This is a genomic window from Paenibacillus sp. sg306046 (genome assembly GCF_059821225.1).
Map to the genome: position 1 here is coordinate 1 of NZ_JCAMRT010000026.1, position 20,581 is coordinate 20,581.

A 20,581-nucleotide genomic window follows, 5' to 3' on the forward strand; every position below is an offset into this window, starting at 1 on the left:
CCATAATGAACTGGCCTTCAATTCAGTTACATCGTGCATTAAAGCCGATTTTCGTTCTGCGAAAGTTGAGTAAGTAAAATAGGAAGATTGTAAAAAAATTTCATTCCCTGTCCCATTTTCACCGATAATTAAAGTAAACGGTTCCGAAAAATCCAATTCAAAGCTGTTGAACTTTTTGAAATTCTTTACATGGAGAGAAGTAATACGCATCGGAGTCACCTCAGCATAAGTGATTAATTCTATTATTTCTACGAAACTATCCACCTTAACCCGGTCAATGCTCCCGCCTTACTTAAACCAGCCCTTCTCCTTAAACCGCACAATAGCCTCGATCCGGTTGCTAACATCCAGCTTGTCGAGAATCGTCGAAATATAATTGCGCACCGTACCGGTGGTCAAATACAGCTCGCTGGCGATCTCCTTCGTATTTTTGCCGTCGGCGATCATCACCAGCACTTCCTTCTCCCGCTCCGTAAGCGGGCTTTCCTCGGCATACGCCCCGTCGACCAGCTCCGGCGCATAAATGCGGCGGCCTGCCATTACGCTGCGGATCGAATCCGCCAGCTCCTCGCTGGGGCTGTCCTTGAGCAGATAGCCGTTGGCCCCGGCCCGAACAGCACGCTCGAAGTAGCCCGGACGGGCAAAGGTCGTCAAAATCATCACCTTGCAGCCGGTGCCCTTCAGCTCCTCGGCGGCGTCCAGCCCGCTTTTGCCCGGCATCTCAATGTCCATAATGACAATATCCGGCTGATGCAGATGCACGAGCTGCACGGCTTCCTCACCGTTGCTCGCGCGTCCCACCACCTTCATATCCTCTTCCAAATCGAGCAGGGAAGCTAGCGCTCCGAGCAGCATCCGCTGATCCTCTGCGATGACGATGCGAATCATTCACCCGCCTCCTTCTCCGCTGTTTTGAAGACGTTCGGGACCTTCATGATTAAGGTCATACCCGGCTGACAGGCGATGTCCAGACTGCCGTTGACAAATTCCAGCCGCTCCTTCATCCCGCGCAGCCCGTTGCCCCGATAGCAGGTCGCTTCGTTCGCCACGCCGGCGCCGTTGTCCTGCACCTTGACCGTCAGCTCGGTTGCGGCCGGCTCGATCACAATGGTACAAGCGCTGGCTCCGCTATGCTTGACCACATTGGTGACCGCTTCCTTGATACACATGCTGAGCACGTTTTCCGTCATCAGCGACGTAGCCGTCAGCTTGGGGTCGCCTTCCAGCTGAAAGTCGATCTGCGCCGCCCGGCATATTTGCTCGATACGGAACATTTCGTCCTCCAGCCGGGTGCCCCGCATCTGGGTAACCAGCTCGCGGACCTCCTTGAGCGCAATCCGGGCCGTCTGCCGCACTTCGTCGATCTCCGTCTGAGCGCGCTCCGGATTTTTCGTCATCAGCTTGCCCGCAAGATCGCTTTTCAGACCGATCAGCGACAGCTTTTGGCCGAGCGTATCGTGCAGGTCGCGGGCGATACGCTGCCGCTCCTCCAGCTTAACCAGCTCGGAGATGCGTTTGTTTGCATCCTCCAGCTGCATCTGGAGCTTATCCCGCTTGTTGCGGTTGTACGTCGTAATGGGCAGAAGCACGACCGCCACGACACTGACGAGAATAAAGGGCAGCTGGGAAATAAATGTCGGGTTCGCCTTTTGCGTAATAAAAGCGAAGTTCACCGCCGCAATCGTCGTGACCAGATGAATCGAATATAACGTAAAAAAACCGGCTCTATGCTGAATGTTGCCGATAAAAAATGCCAGAAACAGCGAGAAATACACGTAGCCGAACACCAAGGTCATCAGGATGGAAATCGCGACCTGCATGCCGGTCCAAACGTACATAAGCCATCCCTTCGACAGAAAGGACAGCACGTAGCAGCCGAAAAACACGAGAATCATCACAATTCCGCCCACAACCTCGTAGGTGGAGGAGGAGCGGAAGATGAAGTAAAACGGCAGAATATAAAAGACGACCCAAACGTACGGGCTAAGCCCGGTGCTGCGGTGAAAAATATGATACCACTTCTGCATGGCCGCCCACCTTTTGCGCGAGGATACGGATTGTACCTGTAGTTTACCATACAAACGCGGCGCCGGGCTATTCACCTATTCCCCCTGCAGGCCCGGCTTGGTCAGCTTGAGGCTATCCACGACCGCCTCTGCGTTGCCCTTCGCCTGACGAATGCCCTTGAACCCGACAAACCGCTTGCGCTCCTCGTCCCACAGATGGAAGCGCAGCGATTTCAAGCTGGTACGCAGCGTGATCGTGGTCGCCATTTGCAGCGGCGGCGTCGCGTCATGCGCCTTCTCCAAGTTGTAATTCGGCACCTTGGGGCTCAAGTGATGCACATGGTGAAAGCCGATATTGCCGGTAATCCATTGCAGCAGCTTGGGAAGCTTGTAATACGAGCTGCCTTCGACAGCAGCCTGCACATAGCTCCATTCATGCTCATGCTCGAAGTACGAATCCTCGAACTGATGCTGCACATAAAACAGCCAGATGCCAAGCAAGCCGGATGCAAAAACAATCGGAAGCTGCACCAGCAAAAACGACTGCCAGCCGATCAGCGAGATCAGCAGCGCGTATACGCCGACGAGCAGCACATTTGTCAAGTAGTTGCCCAGACGCTCCTTGCGGCGCGCGCCCTTGCGGTTAAACCGGTATTGAATGACGAATACGAAAATCGGGCCGAGACCAAACATGATAAACGGATTGCGGTACAACCGGTACGCGATGCGGCGCCAGGACGGAGCCGTGACATACTCATCCACCGTCATAATCCAGATATCGCCGACGCCGCGCTTGTCAAGATTGCTGCTGGTGGCGTGGTGGATGGAGTGGGCGTTTTTCCATTGCTCGTACGGGCATAACGTCATCACGCCGGTAATCGTCCCGACGATATCGTTAGCCAGCCGGCTGCGGAAAAACGACTGGTGGCAGCAGTCATGGAAAATAATAAACGTCCGAATGACAAATCCGGCCGTCATCACAGCCAGGAACAACGTGAGCGCGTACGAAACGGATAAGCTCAAATAGGCGCCGTACCAGAGCAGCACCAGCGGCACGATCGTATTGATCAGCTGGCGAATGCTCGCTTTCATATCGGTTTTCTCGTAAGGAGCAACCGTTTTCTTGAGTTGGGCTATGCTGGGTTGATGCATCTCTCGGTCTTCCTCCTCCAAATGGCCTTGCGACGAAACGCAGCCCCGCTCGCGGCGGGCGGTTATATGCTCTTTACCGAGTATAAAAAATTCGACATTTTTATTGAAGTCATAAACGTCATAGTACAACCCATGACAAATGTCATGTCTATAGGTCGCGCAGCGCTTCAACGGCCAAATACGCCGCGATATCCTCGACAGCCTCTTGGTAAAAAATACGGTAGTTACCCTCCGTCACGTAACCGAGATGCGGCGTTGCCAGCACATTGGGCAGCGTGGGCAGCACATGGGAGACCGTCAGCGGCTCCAGCTCGTACACATCAAGCCCGGCTCCCGCGATTTGCCCGGCTTGCAGCGCCTCTATCAACGCCTCCTGCTCCACAATCGGCGCTCGCGACGTGTTGATCAAATACGCCGACGCCTTCATATGCGCCAGCTCCGCACGGCCGATCAAGCCTCTTGTCCGGTCGCTCAGCAGCAAATGGATCGAAACCACATCACTGTCCGCCAGCAGCGCCTCCTTAGAAGCAGCGAGCCCGACACCGTTCGCTTCAGTTTGCTCGCGGGTCAGGTTTTGACTCCAGGCCAGCGTCCTCATTCCGAACGCCTGCGCAATATGCGCCATACGGGTGCCCATCCGGCCTGAGCCAAGCAAACCGAGTGTACGGCCGGCTAAGTCCATGCCAACCGTCGTCTGCCACGGGCCGCCGCTCCTGAAGTTCGCGTTCTCCGGCACAAGCTGGCGGGCCAGGCCCAAAATCAGCGCCCATGCCAGCTCCACCGGCGGGTCGAGGCGGCCGCCTGTACCGCAAACCGTGATCCCTTGAGCTTTGGCGGCGGCAAGGTCAAGGGATGCATTGCGCATCCCGGACGTGACGAGCAGACGCAGCTTGTCCAGCTGCCAGCTGCCTGAGCAGCGAGGCGGGAAACGGCGTGCGCTCGCGCATGATGACAATCACTTCACAATCACGCACCGCTTCGAGCAGCTCCGCCTCCTCCGCAATAGGATGATGAACAGTTCGGATTTCCACCTTGCCTTCAAGCGCGGACCAGTCCGCAAGCTGCAGGGCGACATGCTGGTAATCATCAAGAATAACGCAACGCAGGGTCATAGATATTCTCCCTTTCGAATAAGCCTGTAGGTGACAGACATTACGCGCTCTATTGTATCATAGCCGAGCTGGCTTCTTGTATGCCATGCGCTCCCGTTTCGCCCTGGCGCATCTGTCAAGCCGCTGTCACGATCAGCACAGGTCTTCTTCCTCCAGCTATGCTACTATAGAATGAAGAAAGAAAGGGGGAAGTCATGCTTATGAACCATCGTTCCGGCATTGGGGCCAAAGTACTGCCAATCGGCGCGATTGTGACCGGCATCCTGCTCGTTTCAATCGGTCTGGAAATGTTCCTGACGCCGCACAAAATCATTCCCGGAGGCGTAAAAGGGATCGCGATTTTGCTGTCCCACGTGACCGAGATGAAAATGGGGCTGTTCCTGCTGTTTATCAATCTCCCGTTTGTGCTGTTTAACCGCAAGCGCCCCAGCCAGACGTTATCCGCGCTTGCCTCCTTAATCATTATTACACTGCTTGCTGTTTATTTGGACCCGTTTCCGCCGATATTGGAAAATCCGCTGCCTGCCGCCGTCTGCGGAGGACTTACGCTCGGAATCGGCCTCGGCTTAATTATCCGGCACGGCTGGTATCCGGACGGTCTGAATGTCGTAGCGGTTTATTTGAACCGGTCCATCCGGCTGACGATCGGCGAGCTGGTCATGATTCTCAACCTGTTTATTTTGGCTTGCGGCGGCTTTTTGTTCGGCTGGGATCAGGCGATCCATTCCGTCATTGCGTATTTCGCCGCATTCAAGGCGATTCAGCTTACGCTGGCATTTCGCAGCAGCAAGCTGGTCTGGATTGCCTCCGACGGCCCCGTGGAACCATTAACCCGCCATCTGACCGCTGCGTTCGGTGCGCATATTCAATTTCTGCAGCGGGAAGACGGCAAGCTGACAAGCCTGCAACGTTCGCAGGCGCAATCCGGCTTATTCCTGATCATTCCCAGCCAGCATGTAAAGCGGTTGCAAGCAGCTGTCAGCGAATTTTCCCCGGCCGCCCAGGTCATCGTCTCCTATCTGGATCAGGATTCGGCAGCAATGGCAAGCATCCGGAAGTAACCGCCTCCAGTTGACCGACGTGTGTCCATGCGTCCATGTGTCCGTCTGCTCCTCTTTCCATACGTCCGCCCGCGCGTACCCACGCCCCCAAGTCGGGACACGTACGGGCGATCGGACGGACCGCAGGCGGACTGTCTCGGCAGCAGCCAGCTTACCACGAAGGTCAACAGCCTGCCCGTCTCGCCTCAAGGGACAAGCCCTCATCCCCCTCTTCTCGACGCATCGCCTGACTGCTCTTCCTTTTCTCGGCGCATCGCCTGACTATTCCCCCTCTTCCCCGCGATTCGCTCTGCTTGCCGACAAATCCGCTCTTGACGCAACCTCCAAATCGCCGTACGATTATAGTTAGTCGACTAACTATAAAGGGGCGCTATCATGGATATTCATCATTCCGATTCAATCAACCATATTATGTCGCATGTGATGCGCCTGCATCGCCACCATATCCATCTGCATATTCAGGATCTGGACGTGTACCCCGGACAGCCCCCTCTGCTGTTCCGGCTGGCGGAGAAGGACGGGCAAAGCCAAAGCGAGCTGGCTGCCCAGCTGCGCGTCAAACCGGCCACGCTAACCGTCATGATTAACCGGATGCAAAAAAACGGCCTGCTGGAGCGGCGGACCGATCCGCAGGACCAACGGGTTTCCCGCGTCTATTTGACGCCGCGCGGCGCAGAGGCAACCCGTGCGATCAAGGATGTGCTTCGCACAATGGAGGCCAAATCCTTCGCGAATTTTCTGCCGGAGGAAAAGCTGCTTATGCGCCGTCTGCTGCTGCAGATGTACGACAATCTGGTTGAGTATGAGCAAAGCGCGGAATTTCCCCGCTCGACCAATTAGTTAGCCGACAACTTAATTTTAGTGAGGTGTTTGCTTCGTTTATGTGGAAATTGAAAAGCTACTTGAAGCCTTACTGGGTGGCGACGCTGCTGGCCCCTCTGCTGATGCTGCTTGAGGTGTATATGGACCTGCTGCAGCCTAAGCTGATGGCCAGCATCGTCAATGAAGGCGTGATGCAAGGCAATCTGGCCCATGTTCAATCGACCGGAGCGGCCATGCTGGGCATCGCGCTGATCGGGCTGCTGGGCGGCGCCGGTTGTACGATCTTTTCCAGCATCGCCGCCCAAAGCTTTGGCGCCGATGTGCGCAAAGCGCTGTTTGCGAAGGTGCAAACGTTTTCCTTCCGCAATCTCGACCGGTTCGGAACCGGCTCGCTGGTGACGAGGCTGACCCAGGATATCGTGCAGGTGCAGATGTTTGTGCAGATGACGCTCCGGATTCTCGTCCGTGCGCCGCTGCTGGTCGTCGGCAGCTTCGTCATGGCGATGCTGATCAGCCCGCGCCTCGGCCTCATTTTACTCGTCGTTGTGCCGCTGCTGTCCATCACCTTGTATGCGCTGATCCGCCTGTCCTTCCCGTTGTTCGGCCAGGTGCAGACGAAGCTGGATGGCGTCAACACGGTGCTCCAGGAAAATTTGTCCGGCATCCGCGTCGTCAAGGCGTTCGTCCGCTCGGCTTACGAGCAATCGCGATTCGGTCGCGCGAACCGCGACTACACGGAAATCGCATTGAAGGCGGCGCGGGTTATTGCATATAATATGCCCATTATGACGCTTATCCTCAATGCCAGCATTGTCGCTGTGCTCTGGTTCGGCGGCGCGCAGACGTGGGAAGGCGGCCTGTCGGTCGGCGATCTGGCCGCGTTCATTAATTATGTGATGCAGCTGCTCTCCTCGCTGATGATGATCGGCATGATGCTGGTCAACGTCTCCCGGGCCAACGTGTCGGCCGACCGGATTAACGAGGTGTTGGCCGTCCAGCCTGACATTGCGGACGCGCCGGGCGCGCAGGCAGGACTGACGCGGAACGTCGCGCGTCAGGTTATGTTTGACCGCGTGTCCTTCAGCTACGGCAGCGATGACAGCAAGACGAAGCAGGTGCTGCACGACATTTCGTTCACGGCCGAGGCCGGGCAAACGGTCGCGATTCTCGGCGCGATCGGCTCGGGCAAAACGTCGCTTGTCAGCCTCATTCCCCGGCTCTACGAGCCGGACAGCGGGCAAGTGCGGATCGACGGCCTGGATGTGCAGCAGCTGCCGCTGGCGGAGCTGCGCGGACAAATCGGGCTGGTGCTCCAGCAGTCGATTTTATTCACTGGCCCGATCCGCGACAATATCCGCTTCGGCAAGCCGGACGCCACCCAGGAGGAAATCGAAGCAGCCGCGCAGGCGGCGCAGGCTCACGATTTTATCATGCAGCTGCCGGACGGCTACGATACACAGCTTGGCCAGCGGGGCGTCAATTTGTCAGGCGGCCAGAAGCAGCGGATCGCCATCGCGCGCGCGCTGCTGCTGCAGCCTGCCATTCTCATTCTCGACGACAGCACCAGCGCCGTTGATCTGCGAACCGAAGCGCTGATCCGGCAGGCGCTCGGAGAGCTGATGGCGAACAGCACCTGCTTTATCATCGCCCAGCGCATCAGCTCCGTGCAGCAGGCCGATCTGATTTTGGTGCTGGAGGACGGGCGAATTTCGGCACAGGGCACCCATGACGAGCTGCTTCGCAGCAGCGCGGTGTACCAGGAAATTTACGAATCCCAGCTTACCCGGGACAAGGAGGAGTCGCTCCATGGCTGATCGCAACACATCCGCGCGAACGACTCCGTCCGCAAGCCCGGCTGCAAGCGTCGAGGCCAAGTCGCCGCCCGGCGGCTTCCAGCCGTCCGTCCCTGCATTTCCCGTATCGGCGGCAGCCCCGAACGAAGTGTCAAGCGAAGCCCCGCTCCGGCCTGCTCCGGGCTCGGCTATGCTCGGAGGCATGGGACCGGGCGGCGGACCAGGCCGGGGACCGGTGCCCAAGGTGCGACCCAAGCAAGCAAAGGCAACCATCCGCCGCCTCTGGGGTTATCTCAGCCGCCACCGCAGCGGTCTGCTGCTTGTGCTCATGCTGACGCTGGCCAGCTCCGGGCTTGCGCTGATCGGCCCGTATTTGATCGGCCGGGCAATTGACGAATTCATATTGAAGCAGGACCGCACCGGACTGCTCTGGCTATGCGCAGGCCTGCTGGCTGCTTATGCGCTCGGCAGCTTCACGCTTTGGCTGCAAGCGTATGTGATGGCGGGCGTCACACAGCGAACCGTGCAGCAGCTTCGCAGCGACCTGTTCGAGCGGTTCCAGCAGCTGCCGCTGCCGTTTTTTGACAGCCGCACGCACGGCGAGCTGATGAGCCGGACAACGAACGACATCGAGAACGTGTCCGGCACACTCAATCAAAGCGTCACCCAGCTGATCACCAGCGTCGTGACGGTCGTCGGCTCGCTGGCGCTTATGCTGAGCCTGAACGTGACGCTGACCGCGGTCAGTCTGGTCAGTATTCCGCTTGTCCTGCTGGTAACCCGGCAAATTACAAAGCGGACCCGCAAGCTGTTTACCGCGCAGCAGCAGCAGCTTGGCGAATTAAACGGCTTTATCGAAGAAACGATGAGCGGCCAGAAGGTCGTGAAGGCTTACCGGCGCGAAGCCGGGTCCATCCGGCAGTTCGAGACGCTGAACAGCCGGCTGAACCAGGTCGGCACGCGCGCGCAAATGTTTTCCGGCCTGATGGGCCCGTTCATGAACGTGGTCAACAATATGAGCTTCGCACTGCTCGCAGCCGTCGGCGGCTGGATGGCGCTTGGCGGGCTGACGTCGATTGGCGTTATTGTCAGCTTTCTGAACTATTCCAAGCAATTGGGGCGGCCGATCAACGAGCTGGCGAATCAATATAATATGCTGCAATCGGCGATTGCCGGGGCAGAGCGCGTCTTTGAAATTCTCGATATGGACTCGGAATTCGCCCCCGAAGGGAAAGACGAGGATGGACAGCTGACAACAGTGCAGGGCGAGGTCGTATTTGAGCGCGTTTCGTTCGGGTACGAGGCGTCCACGCCGATTTTGTCCGACATCTCCTTTACAGCGAAGCCCGGAGAAACCATTGCGCTTGTCGGTCCGACCGGAGCTGGCAAAACGACCATTGTGAATCTGCTGACCCGCTTCTACGAGATTCAGGAAGGGTCTATCGCCATCGACGGGCGCAACATCCGGGAGCTGGATAAACGGAGCCTGCGCAGCAAGCTTGGCATCGTGCTGCAGGATGCGTATTTGTTTTCCGATACGATTCTCGAAAATATCCGCTACGGCAAAACCGGCGCCACCCTCGATGAGGTGAAGGCCGCCGCCCTGCTGGCCAATGCGGACAGCTTTATTACCCGGCTGCCGCAAGGCTACGACACTAAGCTGACGGCGGAAGGCGGCAATTTGAGCCACGGCCAGCGGCAGCTGCTGACGATCGCGCGGGCGATTCTCGCGGACCCGTCCATTCTGATTTTGGATGAAGCGACCAGCAGCGTCGATACCCGGACGGAAATGCATATTCAGGACGCGATGAAGACACTGATGAAGGGCCGCACAAGCTTTGTCATCGCCCATCGGCTGAGCACGATCCGCGAAGCCGACCAGATTCTGGTGCTGCAGGGCGGCCGGATTATCGAGCGCGGCACCCATCAGCAGCTGCTGCACAGCCGAGGCTTCTACTACAGCCTGTACACCGGACAATTCCAGCAGGTGATCTGATCGCTTGGCACAAGATCATGAAACGATTAAATCCGTCCCCCTTTCAAAAGTTTAGTAAAAATTGGGTCCTTCATGACCGATATTGAAAACTATACATATCATGAATTAAAGGGGACTACCGAATGCCAGTTAAACAACCCGGCTTGGCCCAGACCTTGCTTGCGCTCGGCTCCATTCGCCAAACAGCCGGACGTATCGTCTGGTCATCGCTGCTGATTCTCGTCACTTGCATCGCTCTGCTGTCGTATATCCTGTATGCCTCGGCCTCCAAAACGATCAAGGATCAGGCGGAAATCCAGATGGAGCTGTCCTCCCATTTGTTAGCCGAGAAGCTGGACGCCAACCTGACGGAAAAAAAAGCGATAATGCAGCTGATCGCGGAGCAAGGCTCCGAGATTGAAGCAAGCCGGCAGAAGCAGCTTGAATTTGTCATCAAGGCGCAGAAGCAGCACCCGGAGTTTGAATCCATTTTCTTCTCGCTTGATTTGACGGCAGCCAAGGCTGTCAACATCCAGGGGCTGGATGTCAACTTATCTGATCGGCCTTATGTGAAAACAGCGCAGCAAGGCATAACCTTTGTATCCGATCCGGTTATTTCCAAAACGACGGGCACGATGCTTGTCGTTGTCGGCGCTCCGCTGAAAAAGGACGGCAAGCTGATCGGCTTTTACGGCGGCTCCTATCCGATCAAGGATGCGCTCAACAGCATCAGCTCCGCCCGGATGGGCGAGACGGGAAAAGCGTTTATGACGCTTGCCGACGGAACGTTCATTTCTTATATGGATGAATCGTATATTTTGACCAAAAAGCTGGCCGATCTCGGCAATCCCGAGCTTATGCAAGCATTGGAACGGGAAAAACAGGGCGATTCCAAGTCGTTCAGCTACAACGAAAACGGCGTTCAAAAAATGGGGCATATGAGCGTCACGACGACAGGCTGGATCATCACCATGTTTGCCGAAGAAAAGGAGCTGCTGCGTCCGGTCGCCGAGATGCTGACGCTGGTCGTGCTGGCCGGGGCTGTCATGGTTATCATCGGCCTGATCGTCAGCGTGCTGGTTGCCCTGCGCATCGCCTCGCCGATTCGCCAGCTGACTAAGGGCATCAACCTGCTGGCGCAAGGCGACCTGACCCACCGGATTTCGGTCAAGGGCAACTCCGATGTCAGCCTGGCGCTCCAGTCCTTTAATGCCGCAGGCGATCAGATACACGGCATGATGAAGGATGTGCAGGGGCTGGCGCATCAATTGACGGATTCGGCCAGGCAGCTGGCGGCAGGCGCAGACCAAGGCGCGCACGCGGCGCAAAACATTTCCGAAGCGATCCTCGTCGTCGCCGAAAGCACCGAACGGCAAACGGCCAGCGTTCAGGACGGCAGCGAGGCCGCGGAAACGATTGCGAGGCAAATTGACGGCATCGCGGCGCATAGCACGGATGCGGCTGCGATTGCCTCGGAGGCCTCGCATTTGTCGGATGACGGGGCCGCGTCGATGGAGCAGCTGACGGTAAGAATGGAAGAGATGGAGCAAGGCATCGGCAAGCTCGCCGGTACGATTCATGCGCTGAACGGCTTGTCCGGCCAAATCGGCAACGTCGTGACCGGCATCGACGCCATTGCCAGGCAGACGAATATTTTATCGTTAAACGCTTCTATCGAAGCCGCGCGCTCGGGAGAAGCAGGCCGGGGCTTTGCCGTCGTTGCCGAAGAAATCCGGAAGCTTGCCGCTCAATCGCTGACAGCAGCCGAGCAAATCGCCGGATTAATCAGCAATATCCAGCTTGAAATCGAACGCACGCTGCAAGCGTCGGAGCAGACGGTCACGCAAGCTGCCGCAGGCCGCCAGGCCGGCCGGGAAGCCGGCGAGCTGTTTGCACGAATTCGCAGCTCCGTTCAGCAGGTAGCCCAAAGCATCCATGGCGTGTCCACGGCTGCTGACGAAATTGCCTCCGGCACAACCGTTCTCGTTGACTCCATCCGGACAATTGCGGACTCGGCTACGGAAACGGCGGCGGAGTCGCAAAACGTATCCGCGGCGGCACAGGAGCAAATGGCGTCCCTGGAGGAGGTTGCCTCCTCCTCAGCCGAGCTGGCGACGATGGCCGAAAAGCTGCGGTCGCAGATCACAAAGTTTACGCTGTAGGCGTCGCAGCCGCATTCAAGGCGACTCGGCGGCTCGCTGCCTGTCCGAATGAAGCCGTCTCGGCCTCATTGCGCACAGACAGACAACAAGCCGGATTCGGACGGAAGCGCTCCGTGAATCCGGCTTTTTTTATATGCTCAGCAGACCTCTCCGTTACATACGTCCCACGAGCTGAGGAACAAGCGCATGCAGCTCCTTCAGAAACGTTTCACTGGCAAGCGACAGCTTCTTCTTCGCGTGAAGCCAATAAAACCATACCGGATACTCCACCTGCAAAGGAATCGGCACAATATTGCCGTTGATGACGTAGGGATCATTTTTCAGCGAAATATCCAAATAAAAGCCAATGCCCAGCCCTTCGCTAATGACCCGCTTGGAAACCTCGGAATGCTTGGAATAGAACATTTCCCGAATCGGCCCGTAGCGCTGCAGCTCCTCCCGAATATGCTCGGAGGTGCCGATAATGGGATGCTTGATAATTTCCTCCATCGACAAGCTTTTTTTGGCGGCCATCGGCGACTTTCCCCCTACGCAAGCCATAATGCGGCATGTCAGAAACGGCTCCGTCACCAGATTTTTAAAGGTCATCTCCTCGGGCGTGCCAATCAGGCCGAGGTCCCAATCACCTGCCAGCAGCCGCTCCTCGATTTCGGCCGGACGGCTTTCGATAATTTCCAGCCCCACAAGCGGGTATTTCTCGGAGTAGCTGGTCAACAGCTTGGGCAAAAAGCTCGTGCACGCCCCGAAGGTTGCCCCGATGACTAGCCGCTCATTCACAAGCGAGCTGTTCACCTTCGCCGCCTCCGTAAATTGGTCCCATTTGCCCAAAATTTCCTCCGCCATCTGAATCAAATTTTGGCCCACGACCGTCGGACGAGTTCCTGAGCGGGTGCGGGTGAAAATGGCTACGCCGATTTCATTCTCCAGCGCGGTAATCGAATTGCTGATATTCGGTTGCGACAAGTGAAGCTTCTCCGCCGCCAACGTAATGGAACCTTGATTTGCGACCTCGACCAAATAACGCAGCTGCTCGATCCGCATGTCTGAACCCCCTGTCATAGGTCGTAGTTATGCAATCATTAAGTTTTTATATTTTACATTCTAAGTCGGAATATGTCACAATTCAATCATTAATTCCGTAAAAAACTATCGGAAAATAATGTTTTGATAGAATTGAAAGGGGTGACCATCAAGATGAGCGAGACACTTGCTCCGTTTGTGTTTGCTAAACGAGTTCCGCAGTCAGCGCCGATGGGGGCCGCGCAGGCGGCAATTCGAAACGATGTCGTGCCGCTCTCCTACGGCTCTCCCGTCTCAAGCGCTTTTCCTTACGAAGCGCTCCAGCTGGCGGCTACGCAAGCGATTTTGGTGCAAGGCCCTGCCGCCCTGCAGTACGCCGGGGCGGATGGCCCGGACATCGTTCGCTCCTGGATCGCCGCCCGTTCCAGCTTGCGGGGGATTCAGGCGGTGCCGGAACATGTGCTTGTCACCTATGGCTCCGGCCAAGCGATTGACTTTGCTTGCCGGGCGATTCTGGAGCCGGGGGACTCGGTCTGGGTCGAGTCGCCCACCTTCTTCGGCGCCTTGAATACGTTTCGCGCCAGCGAAGCGAAGCTGACGTCCTTTCCGATCGACGCGGACGGCTTGCGAGTTGATCTGGTGGAGGAAGCGCTGAAGCAAGCGGTCCGCGCAAACGAGCCGCTGCCGAAGCTGCTGTACTGCATCCCGAATTACCATAATCCGGGCGGCGTCAGCCTGTCAGCCGAACGACGCAAGCGGCTCGCCGAGCTGGCCGAAGCCTACAATTTCTTCATCCTCGAAGATGACGCCTACTCGGAGCTCAATTTCGAAGACAGCTATTTGCCGGCGATTTACGCCTCGGCTCCGCAGCGGACGATTTATCTCGGCACCTTCTCCAAAACGATCGCGCCTGGCATTCGGGTCGGCTGGGCCATTGCCGCGAAGGAAACGATCGGCAAGCTGGGGACGTTTTTCCACGGCAGCCGCGCCAGCGTATTTACCCAGCAAATTGTCGGCAATTTATTGCAGAGCTATTCCCTGGAGGAGCACATCGGCAGCCTGATCGACCGCTATCGCCGCCAGCGTGACAGCCTGCTTGCCGCGCTGGACAAGCATCTGGGCGCAGTGGTCGACTATGCAATTCCGCAGGGCGGCTTCTTCGTCTGGCTGCGGTTCGGCGAAACCGTGGACACCGGCGAGCTGGTTCGTTATGCCGCGGAGCGGGGAGTCAGCTTCATTGACGGCCGCCAGTTTTATTTGTCGCCGGACGACGGGGCGCATTACGCCCGGCTGTCCTTCAGCTACTGCGAGGAAGCAGCGCTGGAGCTGGGCGTCATCCGGCTGGCCGATGCTTACGAGGCTTATGTCGCGGAGCGGACAGCCCGCCCTCAGGCATAACCCGTTGAAGCTCACAGGTCGGCAAACAAGCCGGAGCAGCACGCTAACATTCATCAGGTGGCAACCTGACCACCACTGGGAGGATTACTCATGAACACTCATCGAACGACAGCGCTAGTTGTGTTAATTTTTACCGCCCTTGCGCTCATGCTGGCTGCTTGCAGCAGCAAGCCTGCAACCTCGGGCAGCACCGGAGCTGCGACGGATGCGAAGGCTTCGGCCAGCCCGCAGTCCGCTTCTCCCTCCCCATCAGCCGATGCGAACAAATACAAGGGCGTGGTTGTCCGTCTCGAAGGCAGTCAGGTCGGCCCGATGGTGACCGGGAAGGAAAAAGGCTGGTTTGCCGAGGAGCTGGCCAAATACGGCGCAACCGTGGAATTTCAGACGCTCGCCAGCGCCTCGCAGTACAATGAAGCCCTTGCCGCAGGACGGCTGGACATTGTCCGCACCGGCTATATCGGCACCATTACCGCCCAGGCGGCCGACATCGGGTTCAAGGCGATTGCAGAAGGCAGCAGCGGCGCGCCGGACGCGATTCTCGTGCCGAAGGGCAGCGCGATTCAATCCGTGAAGGACTTGAAGGGCAAGACAATCGCCGTCGCCAAAGGAAGCAGCTCGTGGGGCCTCCTTCAGCACGCGTTGAAAAAAGAAGGCATCTCGCCGAACGACGTGAAGCTTGTGAATCTTCAGCCAAGCGATGCGCAGGCCGCCTACCAGGGCGGTAAAGTCGACGCCTGGGTGATCTTTGAGCCGTACCGCAGCCAGGAAACAAGCAGCGGCAATTCCCGCATCGTCGCGGAATCGAAAACCTTGGGCATTTTCACTCCCGGCTATGTGATGGCCCGCACCGAATTCGCGGACAAGTACCCTGAGCTGGTCGGCGCATTCCTCAAGGCTTACCAACGGTCCATCGACTGGCAAAAAGCGAATCTGGAGGAAGCGATCGACCTGAATGCCAAAGTAAGAAATTTGAGCAAGGACACGATCCGCATCTCCATGGCCAACCCTAGCTCGGAGGCAACCAACCTGCCGATTTCAGCGGAGGCTACCAAATTCCAGCAGCAAACGGCCGATCTCATGTTTGAGCTGGGCGAAATCAAAAAGAAAGTGGACGTCTCCAAGGTCATCGACAATTCCTTTGTGGAGAAGGCGTTGAAGGAACTGAAGGCGGGAGCCGCTACTAAATAAAGGACGTGTATGGCAGATGAAGCAATCTAACGAACAAATGAATTTAGGCGCCTTTGTCTTTACCTTCGGGCATCACTTTGCCGCGTGGCGTCATCCCAAGACAGATACAAGCGAAATCATTAGCCTGGACTTTTACAAGGAGCTGGCGGCCAGCGCTGAACGCGGCAAGCTGGACATGCTGTTCCTGGCCGACTCCGGCTCGATTCCGCTGAGCGATGCCGAATCGAGCGCCCGCTTTGTGTACCCGGAAGCTACGGCGGTCATCGGCGCTCTAGCTGCGGTCACGGACAAAATCGGACTGGCTGCGACCGTGTCCACCACCTTCAACGACCCGTATAATGTCGCCAGACGTTTTTCGACGCTGGATCATCTCAGCCGGGGACGCGCAGCCTGGAACGTCGTCACCTCCACGAAGGAAGGCGATGCTCTCAACTACAGCATGGACAAGCTGCCGGAGCATGGCTCCAGATACGAACGGGCGCAGGAGTTTCTCGATGTGGCGAACGCGCTCTGGGATAGCTGGGAGGATGATGCGCTTGTGTGGGATAAAGAAGGCGGCGTGTTCGCCGACAAGGAGAAGGTGCACCTGCTGGAGCATCGCGGCGCTTCCTTCTCCGTGCTGGGCCCGCTCAACATCCCCCGTTCCCCGCAGGGCCGCCCGGTGATCATTCAGGCCGGGACCTCGCCTGCCGGCTCGCGGTTTGCGGCGCGCGGCGCGGATATTATTTTTACAGCATGTGAGGATAAGGAGGAAGCGATCCGCTTTTATCGCCAGGTGAAGGGCTTGCTGCCCGAATTCGGACGAACCCCCGGCGAGGTGAAAATTATGCCCGGCCTGATGGTTTTCGTCGGTGCGACCGAAGCGGAGGCCAAAGCGCGGGAAGAAGAGTTTTACGAGCTGATTTTGCCGGAGGCCGGCGTCACCTATTTGTCGCGGATGCTGAATGTCGACCTGTCCGGCTGCCCGCTTGACGAGGAGCTGCCTGATATCAACCTCGAAGGCAACACAAGCCGGGCGAGGATCATTGTGGAGACAGCCCGGCGGACGAAGCAGACGATCCGTGAGCTGGGTCTGCATTTCGCCGTCGCGCGGGGGCATATGAAGGTCACGGGAACGCCTGAGCAGATCGCCGATCTTATGGAGGACTGGTTCCGCAGCGCCGCCTGCGACGGGTTCAACATCATGCCGCCGCTGCTGCCCGGAGGAATGGCCGAATTCGTGGATCAGGTCGTCCCCGTTCTTCAACGCAGAGGCTTGTTCCGTACCGAATATACCGGGCGTACGCTGCGGGAGCATTTGGGACTGGAGCATCCGGTCAGCCAATTCGCTGCGGGCGCCCGCTCCGCACATGAGGAGGCCGCCCGATGAGCGCAACAGGCAAGCAATTAAGGCTGGGACTGTTTATTCAAAGCACCGGACACCACGCGGCCGCCTGGAGGCATCCCGAGACGGCGACCGGACAAAGCCACAACGTCCGCTATTACCAGCAGCTGGCCCGAACCGCGGAGCGCGGCACGTTCGACCTCCTTTTTCTGGCGGACGATCTGGCCGTCCCGCTGCCGTTCAAGTCGGCGCTGACGGATCGTTACGGCAAGCTGGAGCCGTTGACGCTGCTTGCGAATCTCGCCGCCGTCACCGAGCATATCGGCCTGGCCGCCACGCTGTCCACGACCTTTAACGAGCCATACCACGCAGCGCGCAAGTTCGCCTCGCTGGACCACATTAGCGGCGGGCGGGCAGCCTGGAACGTGGTCACCTCGGCACTGCATGACGAAGCGCGCAATTTCGGACAGCAGCACATTTTGGATCACGAGCTGCGCTACGACCGGGCCGATGAGTTTGTACAGGTAGCGGCCGGCTTGTGGGATAGCTGGGAGGAGGATGCCGTTCAGGCCGACAAGGAAAGCGGGCAATACTTTGACGCGGAGAAGGTTCATGTGCTGAATCACGAGGGGAAGTTCTTCTCGGTGCAAGGACCGCTGAACGTTGCCCGGCCGGTGCAGGGACGACCCGTCATCATCCAGGCGGGCTCCTCCGGCACCGGGCAGAAGCTTGCGTCCAAGCATGCTGATGTCGTCTTCACGGTGCAAAACCATATCGAGTCGGCCAAGCAGTTTTATAAGCAGGTCAAGCAGCTTGCTGCAGCCGAGGGCCGTTCGGCGGACGCGATTAAAATTATGCCGGGCCTGTTCCCGATCATCGGAGACACGAGCGAAGAAGCCGGGGCGCGCTTTCAGCAGCTTCAGGATTTGGTCGATCGCCGGATCGGAACCGCTTTGCTCGGCGGCGTGTTCGATAATATCGACCTGTCGGGGTATGCCGATGACGAGCCGTTTCCCGAGCTTCAGGACGCTGAAGGGACCCGCAGCCGCTTTCAACTGGTAACGGAAACTGCAAGGAAAGAAGGCTTGACCGTCCGTGAAGTCTATTTGCGCTTTGCATCGGCGCGCGGACATCTGACCGTGATCGGCACGCCGGAGCAAATTGCGCACCGCATGGAGCAATGGCTGGACGAGGAGGCGGCCGACGGCTTTAACATCATGCCTCCCTTCATGCCCGGCGGGCTGGACGAGTTCGTCGACAAGGTGATTCCGCTGCTTCGGCAGCGCGGCCTGTTCCGCACCGAATACGAGGGACGCACCCTGCGGGAAAATCTGGGTCTCCCCCGCCCTGTCAGCCGGTATGCTGAAGCGGCAAGCGAGGCGAAGGCATGAGCGCAACAGGCCGGCTTGAGTTAACCGCAGTAAACAAAAGCTTCCATGCCGCCGAAACCAATCACGTGCTCGCCGACATTCACCTGAGCATCAGCCCGGGGCAATTCGTCACCATCATCGGCCCGAGCGGCTGCGGGAAAAGCACCCTGCTGAAAATCATTGCCGGGCTTGATTCCGAGTATGAAGGCACCGTGCTGCTAAATGGGACGAATGTCGGCGGTCCCAGCCGCCATAAAGGATTTATTTTTCAGGAGCATCGGCTATTCCCTTGGCTGACGGTCGAAGAAAACATCGCGGCGGACCAGTCGCTGCGCAGCAAGGACGTCCGCCGGCGGGTGGACGAGATGATCGAGTTGGTTCGACTGAACGGCTTTGAACGGGCATACCCTAAGGAGCTGTCCGGCGGGATGTCCCAACGGGTCGCCATCGCCCGGGCGCTGATGCGGCGCCCCCAGGTGCTGCTGCTGGACGAGCCGTTCGGCGCGCTTGACGCGTTCACGCGTGCGCATATGCAGGAGGCGCTGCTCGATATTTGGCGGACAAACCGCACCACGATGCTGCTGGTTACCCATGATCTGGACGAGGCCGTCTTCCTGGCGGAAAAAATCGTGGTCATGGACGCCCGTCCGGGACGGGTGAAGCAGGTGCTGTCCAATGATTTACCCTACCCGCGCACGCGTTACGGCGCCGGCTTTCAAGAGCTGCGGATGCAGGCGCAGCGGGTACTGGAGCTGACCGGGGACGCGGAGGAAAGCTGGTCGATTTAAGAATATTACACCGATGCTAGACCCGATTAAAGGAGACCGTATGAAAAAATCGCGAAAATGGTGGAAAGGGGCCATAATCCCCGTCCTCGTGCTGCTTGTCTGGCAGGGGGCCTCTCTGACGGGCGCTGCCGACCCCAAGCTGTTTCCTGCACCCAGCTCCATCTTCGGGGACTTCTACAGCATGATCGTGTCCGGGGAGCTGCTTCTTCACATCCGCATCAGTGTCGCCCGCGCTGCGCTGGGCTTTTTGCTTGGAGGGACGCTGGGCCTGCTGATCGGTCTGCTGGTGGGCATGTATGTGCATGTCGAAGAGCTGGTCGATCCGCCCGTGCAAATGCTGCGTACTGTACCACTGCTTTCCATTACGCCGTTGTTTATCCTATGGTTCGGCTTCGGCGAGCTGTCCAAGGTGCTGCTGATTGCGATGGGGGCCTTCTTCCCGCTTTATGTCAATACGTTTCTGGGCGTACGGAATGTGGACAAGAAGCTGTACGATGTCGCTCGGGTGCTGGAGTTCAGCCGCTTCAAGCAGGCGACGAAGCTGATGCTCCCCGCTGCCCTGCCGAACGTGCTGCTGGGACTCAGGCTGTCGCTGAGCATTGCCTGGCTGTGTCTCGTGGTGGCCGAGCTGATGGGCGCAGACAGCGGCGTCGGCTATCTGATCCAGGATGCGCGCTCCTACGTGCGGACTGGAGCCGTATTTGTCGGCATCCTCGTCTTCGCCACGGTCGGCAAGCTGGCCGACTCGCTGGTGCGCCTGCTGGAGCGCAAGCTGCTGCGCTGGCAGGATAACTACGGGGGATGATACCTCCCGGCTGCCGACCAACCATACCGTATCCGCAGAAAATCAACAGGATGTTCTGGCATGGCTGCGGATGGATGCGAGGAGCATGCGGAGATCCTGCCTATGAGCGATTAAAATCGTAGAACGAACAGGAACCGATGCTCTGTCCCGCCTGCGCGAAAAGCCCTCCGCTCCACAACAACGTGAACACGGGGGGCTTTTCTTTTCGGCTTTTCGGCTTTGTGGCCTACTTCAGCACGTATTCGGCCAGCACGCTTTGCAGCTCGTAAATGTTCAAGCTTTTGTTAAACTTCTTCATCAGCGGGGCCGGTGTGCCGGAAATCCAGATTTTCAGCTCCGCATCCAGGTCGAAGGTACCCGCCGTTTCGATGCTGAAGTGGGTGATGCTTTTGTACGGAATGGAGTGGAATTCCATCTTTTTGCCGGTCATCCCCTGCTTGTCGATCAAAATAAGCCTGCTGTTCGTGAACACAAACAAGTCGCGAATCAGCTTATACGCCTTCTCCACCCGCTCTGTTCTTGCCAGCACATGGGCAAATTCCTTCTGCACGTCCTCCAGCTTCAGCTCGGACGCATTTCCCATCAACGCATCGAATAATCCCACG

Annotated in this window: 19 protein-coding genes; 11 read left to right on the forward strand and 8 right to left on the reverse strand. The window is 57.8% G+C overall.

Annotated features, from left to right (window positions below; translation table 11 throughout):
- From AC6ROY_RS21425 to AC6ROY_RS21450, 6 genes are all read right to left on the reverse strand, one after another.
- The coding region (locus AC6ROY_RS21425) for an AAA family ATPase (RefSeq protein WP_500102630.1) at positions 1-210 on the reverse strand (210 nt) is incomplete at its 3' end.
- Positions 211-288: 78 nt separating this feature from the next.
- Positions 289-888, reverse strand: a complete 600-nt coding sequence (locus tag AC6ROY_RS21430; RefSeq protein WP_500102631.1) for a response regulator — start codon at positions 886-888, stop codon at positions 289-291.
- Positions 885-2,027: a histidine kinase gene (locus AC6ROY_RS21435; protein WP_500102632.1), complete on the reverse strand. Its 1,143-nt coding sequence runs from the start codon at positions 2,025-2,027 to the stop codon at positions 885-887. Before AC6ROY_RS21435 ends, AC6ROY_RS21430 begins: the two co-directional genes overlap by 4 nt.
- A gap of 75 nt (positions 2,028-2,102) precedes the next feature.
- Complete coding sequence (desA, locus tag AC6ROY_RS21440) at positions 2,103-3,158, reverse strand: Delta(5) desaturase DesA (protein WP_500102633.1); 1,056 nt, start codon at positions 3,156-3,158, stop codon at positions 2,103-2,105.
- Positions 3,159-3,306: 148 nt separating this feature from the next.
- Positions 3,307-4,023: a D-2-hydroxyacid dehydrogenase family protein gene (locus AC6ROY_RS21445; RefSeq protein WP_500102634.1), complete on the reverse strand. Its 717-nt coding sequence runs from the start codon at positions 4,021-4,023 to the stop codon at positions 3,307-3,309.
- Positions 4,004-4,270, reverse strand: coding sequence for a hypothetical protein (locus AC6ROY_RS21450; protein ID WP_500102635.1), 267 nt, complete (start codon positions 4,268-4,270; stop codon positions 4,004-4,006). The genes AC6ROY_RS21445 and AC6ROY_RS21450 overlap by 20 nt, the downstream gene beginning before the upstream one ends.
- A 200-nt stretch (positions 4,271-4,470) precedes the next feature.
- Here AC6ROY_RS21450 and AC6ROY_RS21455 point away from each other — a divergent pair, with 200 nt between their 5' ends.
- The 5 genes from AC6ROY_RS21455 (at position 4,471) to AC6ROY_RS21475 (ending at position 12,083) form a co-directional block, all read left to right on the forward strand.
- On the forward strand, positions 4,471-5,331 hold the full coding sequence (locus AC6ROY_RS21455; protein WP_500102636.1) for a YitT family protein: 861 nt from the start codon (positions 4,471-4,473) through the stop codon (positions 5,329-5,331).
- A 375-nt stretch (positions 5,332-5,706) separates the two neighbouring features.
- Positions 5,707-6,171 carry a MarR family transcriptional regulator gene (locus AC6ROY_RS21460; RefSeq protein ID WP_500102637.1) on the forward strand — a complete coding sequence of 155 codons (465 nt, stop codon included), beginning with the start codon at positions 5,707-5,709 and terminating at the stop codon, positions 6,169-6,171.
- Positions 6,172-6,212: 41 nt separating this feature from the next.
- On the forward strand, positions 6,213-7,967 hold the full coding sequence (locus tag AC6ROY_RS21465) for an ABC transporter ATP-binding protein (RefSeq protein ID WP_500102638.1): 1,755 nt from the start codon (positions 6,213-6,215) through the stop codon (positions 7,965-7,967).
- 169 nt (positions 7,968-8,136) lie between these two features.
- Positions 8,137-9,942, forward strand: a complete 1,806-nt coding sequence (locus AC6ROY_RS21470; RefSeq protein WP_500102675.1) for an ABC transporter ATP-binding protein — start codon at positions 8,137-8,139, stop codon at positions 9,940-9,942.
- A 122-nt stretch (positions 9,943-10,064) separates the two neighbouring features.
- Entirely contained in the window at positions 10,065-12,083 is a 2,019-nt protein-coding gene (locus AC6ROY_RS21475) for a methyl-accepting chemotaxis protein (RefSeq protein ID WP_500102639.1), read from the forward strand.
- 153 nt (positions 12,084-12,236) lie between these two features.
- Here AC6ROY_RS21475 and AC6ROY_RS21480 read toward each other — a convergent pair whose 3' ends face one another.
- Positions 12,237-13,124 carry a LysR family transcriptional regulator gene (locus tag AC6ROY_RS21480; RefSeq protein WP_500102640.1) on the reverse strand — a complete coding sequence of 296 codons (888 nt, stop codon included), beginning with the start codon at positions 13,122-13,124 and terminating at the stop codon, positions 12,237-12,239.
- Between the two features lie 153 nt (positions 13,125-13,277).
- Here AC6ROY_RS21480 and AC6ROY_RS21485 point away from each other — a divergent pair, with 153 nt between their 5' ends.
- The 6 genes from AC6ROY_RS21485 to AC6ROY_RS21510 all read left to right on the forward strand — a co-directional run bounded on the left by AC6ROY_RS21485 (position 13,278) and on the right by AC6ROY_RS21510 (position 19,976).
- Entirely contained in the window at positions 13,278-14,501 is a 1,224-nt protein-coding gene (locus tag AC6ROY_RS21485; RefSeq protein WP_500102641.1) for an aminotransferase-like domain-containing protein, read from the forward strand.
- A gap of 90 nt (positions 14,502-14,591) precedes the next feature.
- Positions 14,592-15,689, forward strand: coding sequence for an aliphatic sulfonate ABC transporter substrate-binding protein (locus AC6ROY_RS21490; protein ID WP_500102642.1), 1,098 nt, complete (start codon positions 14,592-14,594; stop codon positions 15,687-15,689).
- 16 nt (positions 15,690-15,705) lie between these two features.
- Positions 15,706-17,058 (forward strand): LLM class flavin-dependent oxidoreductase, encoded by a 1,353-nt coding sequence (locus AC6ROY_RS21495; RefSeq protein WP_500102643.1) that lies wholly within the window; start codon positions 15,706-15,708, stop codon positions 17,056-17,058.
- Positions 17,055-18,404, forward strand: a complete 1,350-nt coding sequence (locus tag AC6ROY_RS21500; RefSeq protein ID WP_500102644.1) for an LLM class flavin-dependent oxidoreductase — start codon at positions 17,055-17,057, stop codon at positions 18,402-18,404. The genes AC6ROY_RS21495 and AC6ROY_RS21500 overlap by 4 nt, the downstream gene beginning before the upstream one ends.
- On the forward strand, positions 18,401-19,171 hold the full coding sequence (locus tag AC6ROY_RS21505) for an ABC transporter ATP-binding protein (protein ID WP_500102645.1): 771 nt from the start codon (positions 18,401-18,403) through the stop codon (positions 19,169-19,171). The genes AC6ROY_RS21500 and AC6ROY_RS21505 overlap by 4 nt, the downstream gene beginning before the upstream one ends.
- Before the next feature lie 40 nt (positions 19,172-19,211).
- Positions 19,212-19,976 carry an ABC transporter permease gene (locus AC6ROY_RS21510; protein ID WP_500102646.1) on the forward strand — a complete coding sequence of 255 codons (765 nt, stop codon included), beginning with the start codon at positions 19,212-19,214 and terminating at the stop codon, positions 19,974-19,976.
- A gap of 226 nt (positions 19,977-20,202) precedes the next feature.
- Here AC6ROY_RS21510 and AC6ROY_RS21515 read toward each other — a convergent pair whose 3' ends face one another.
- A complete protein-coding gene (locus AC6ROY_RS21515) occupies positions 20,203-20,580 on the reverse strand; it encodes a PH domain-containing protein (RefSeq protein ID WP_500102647.1) in 378 nt (125 codons plus the stop codon).
- Position 20,581: the final 1 nt, after the last annotated feature.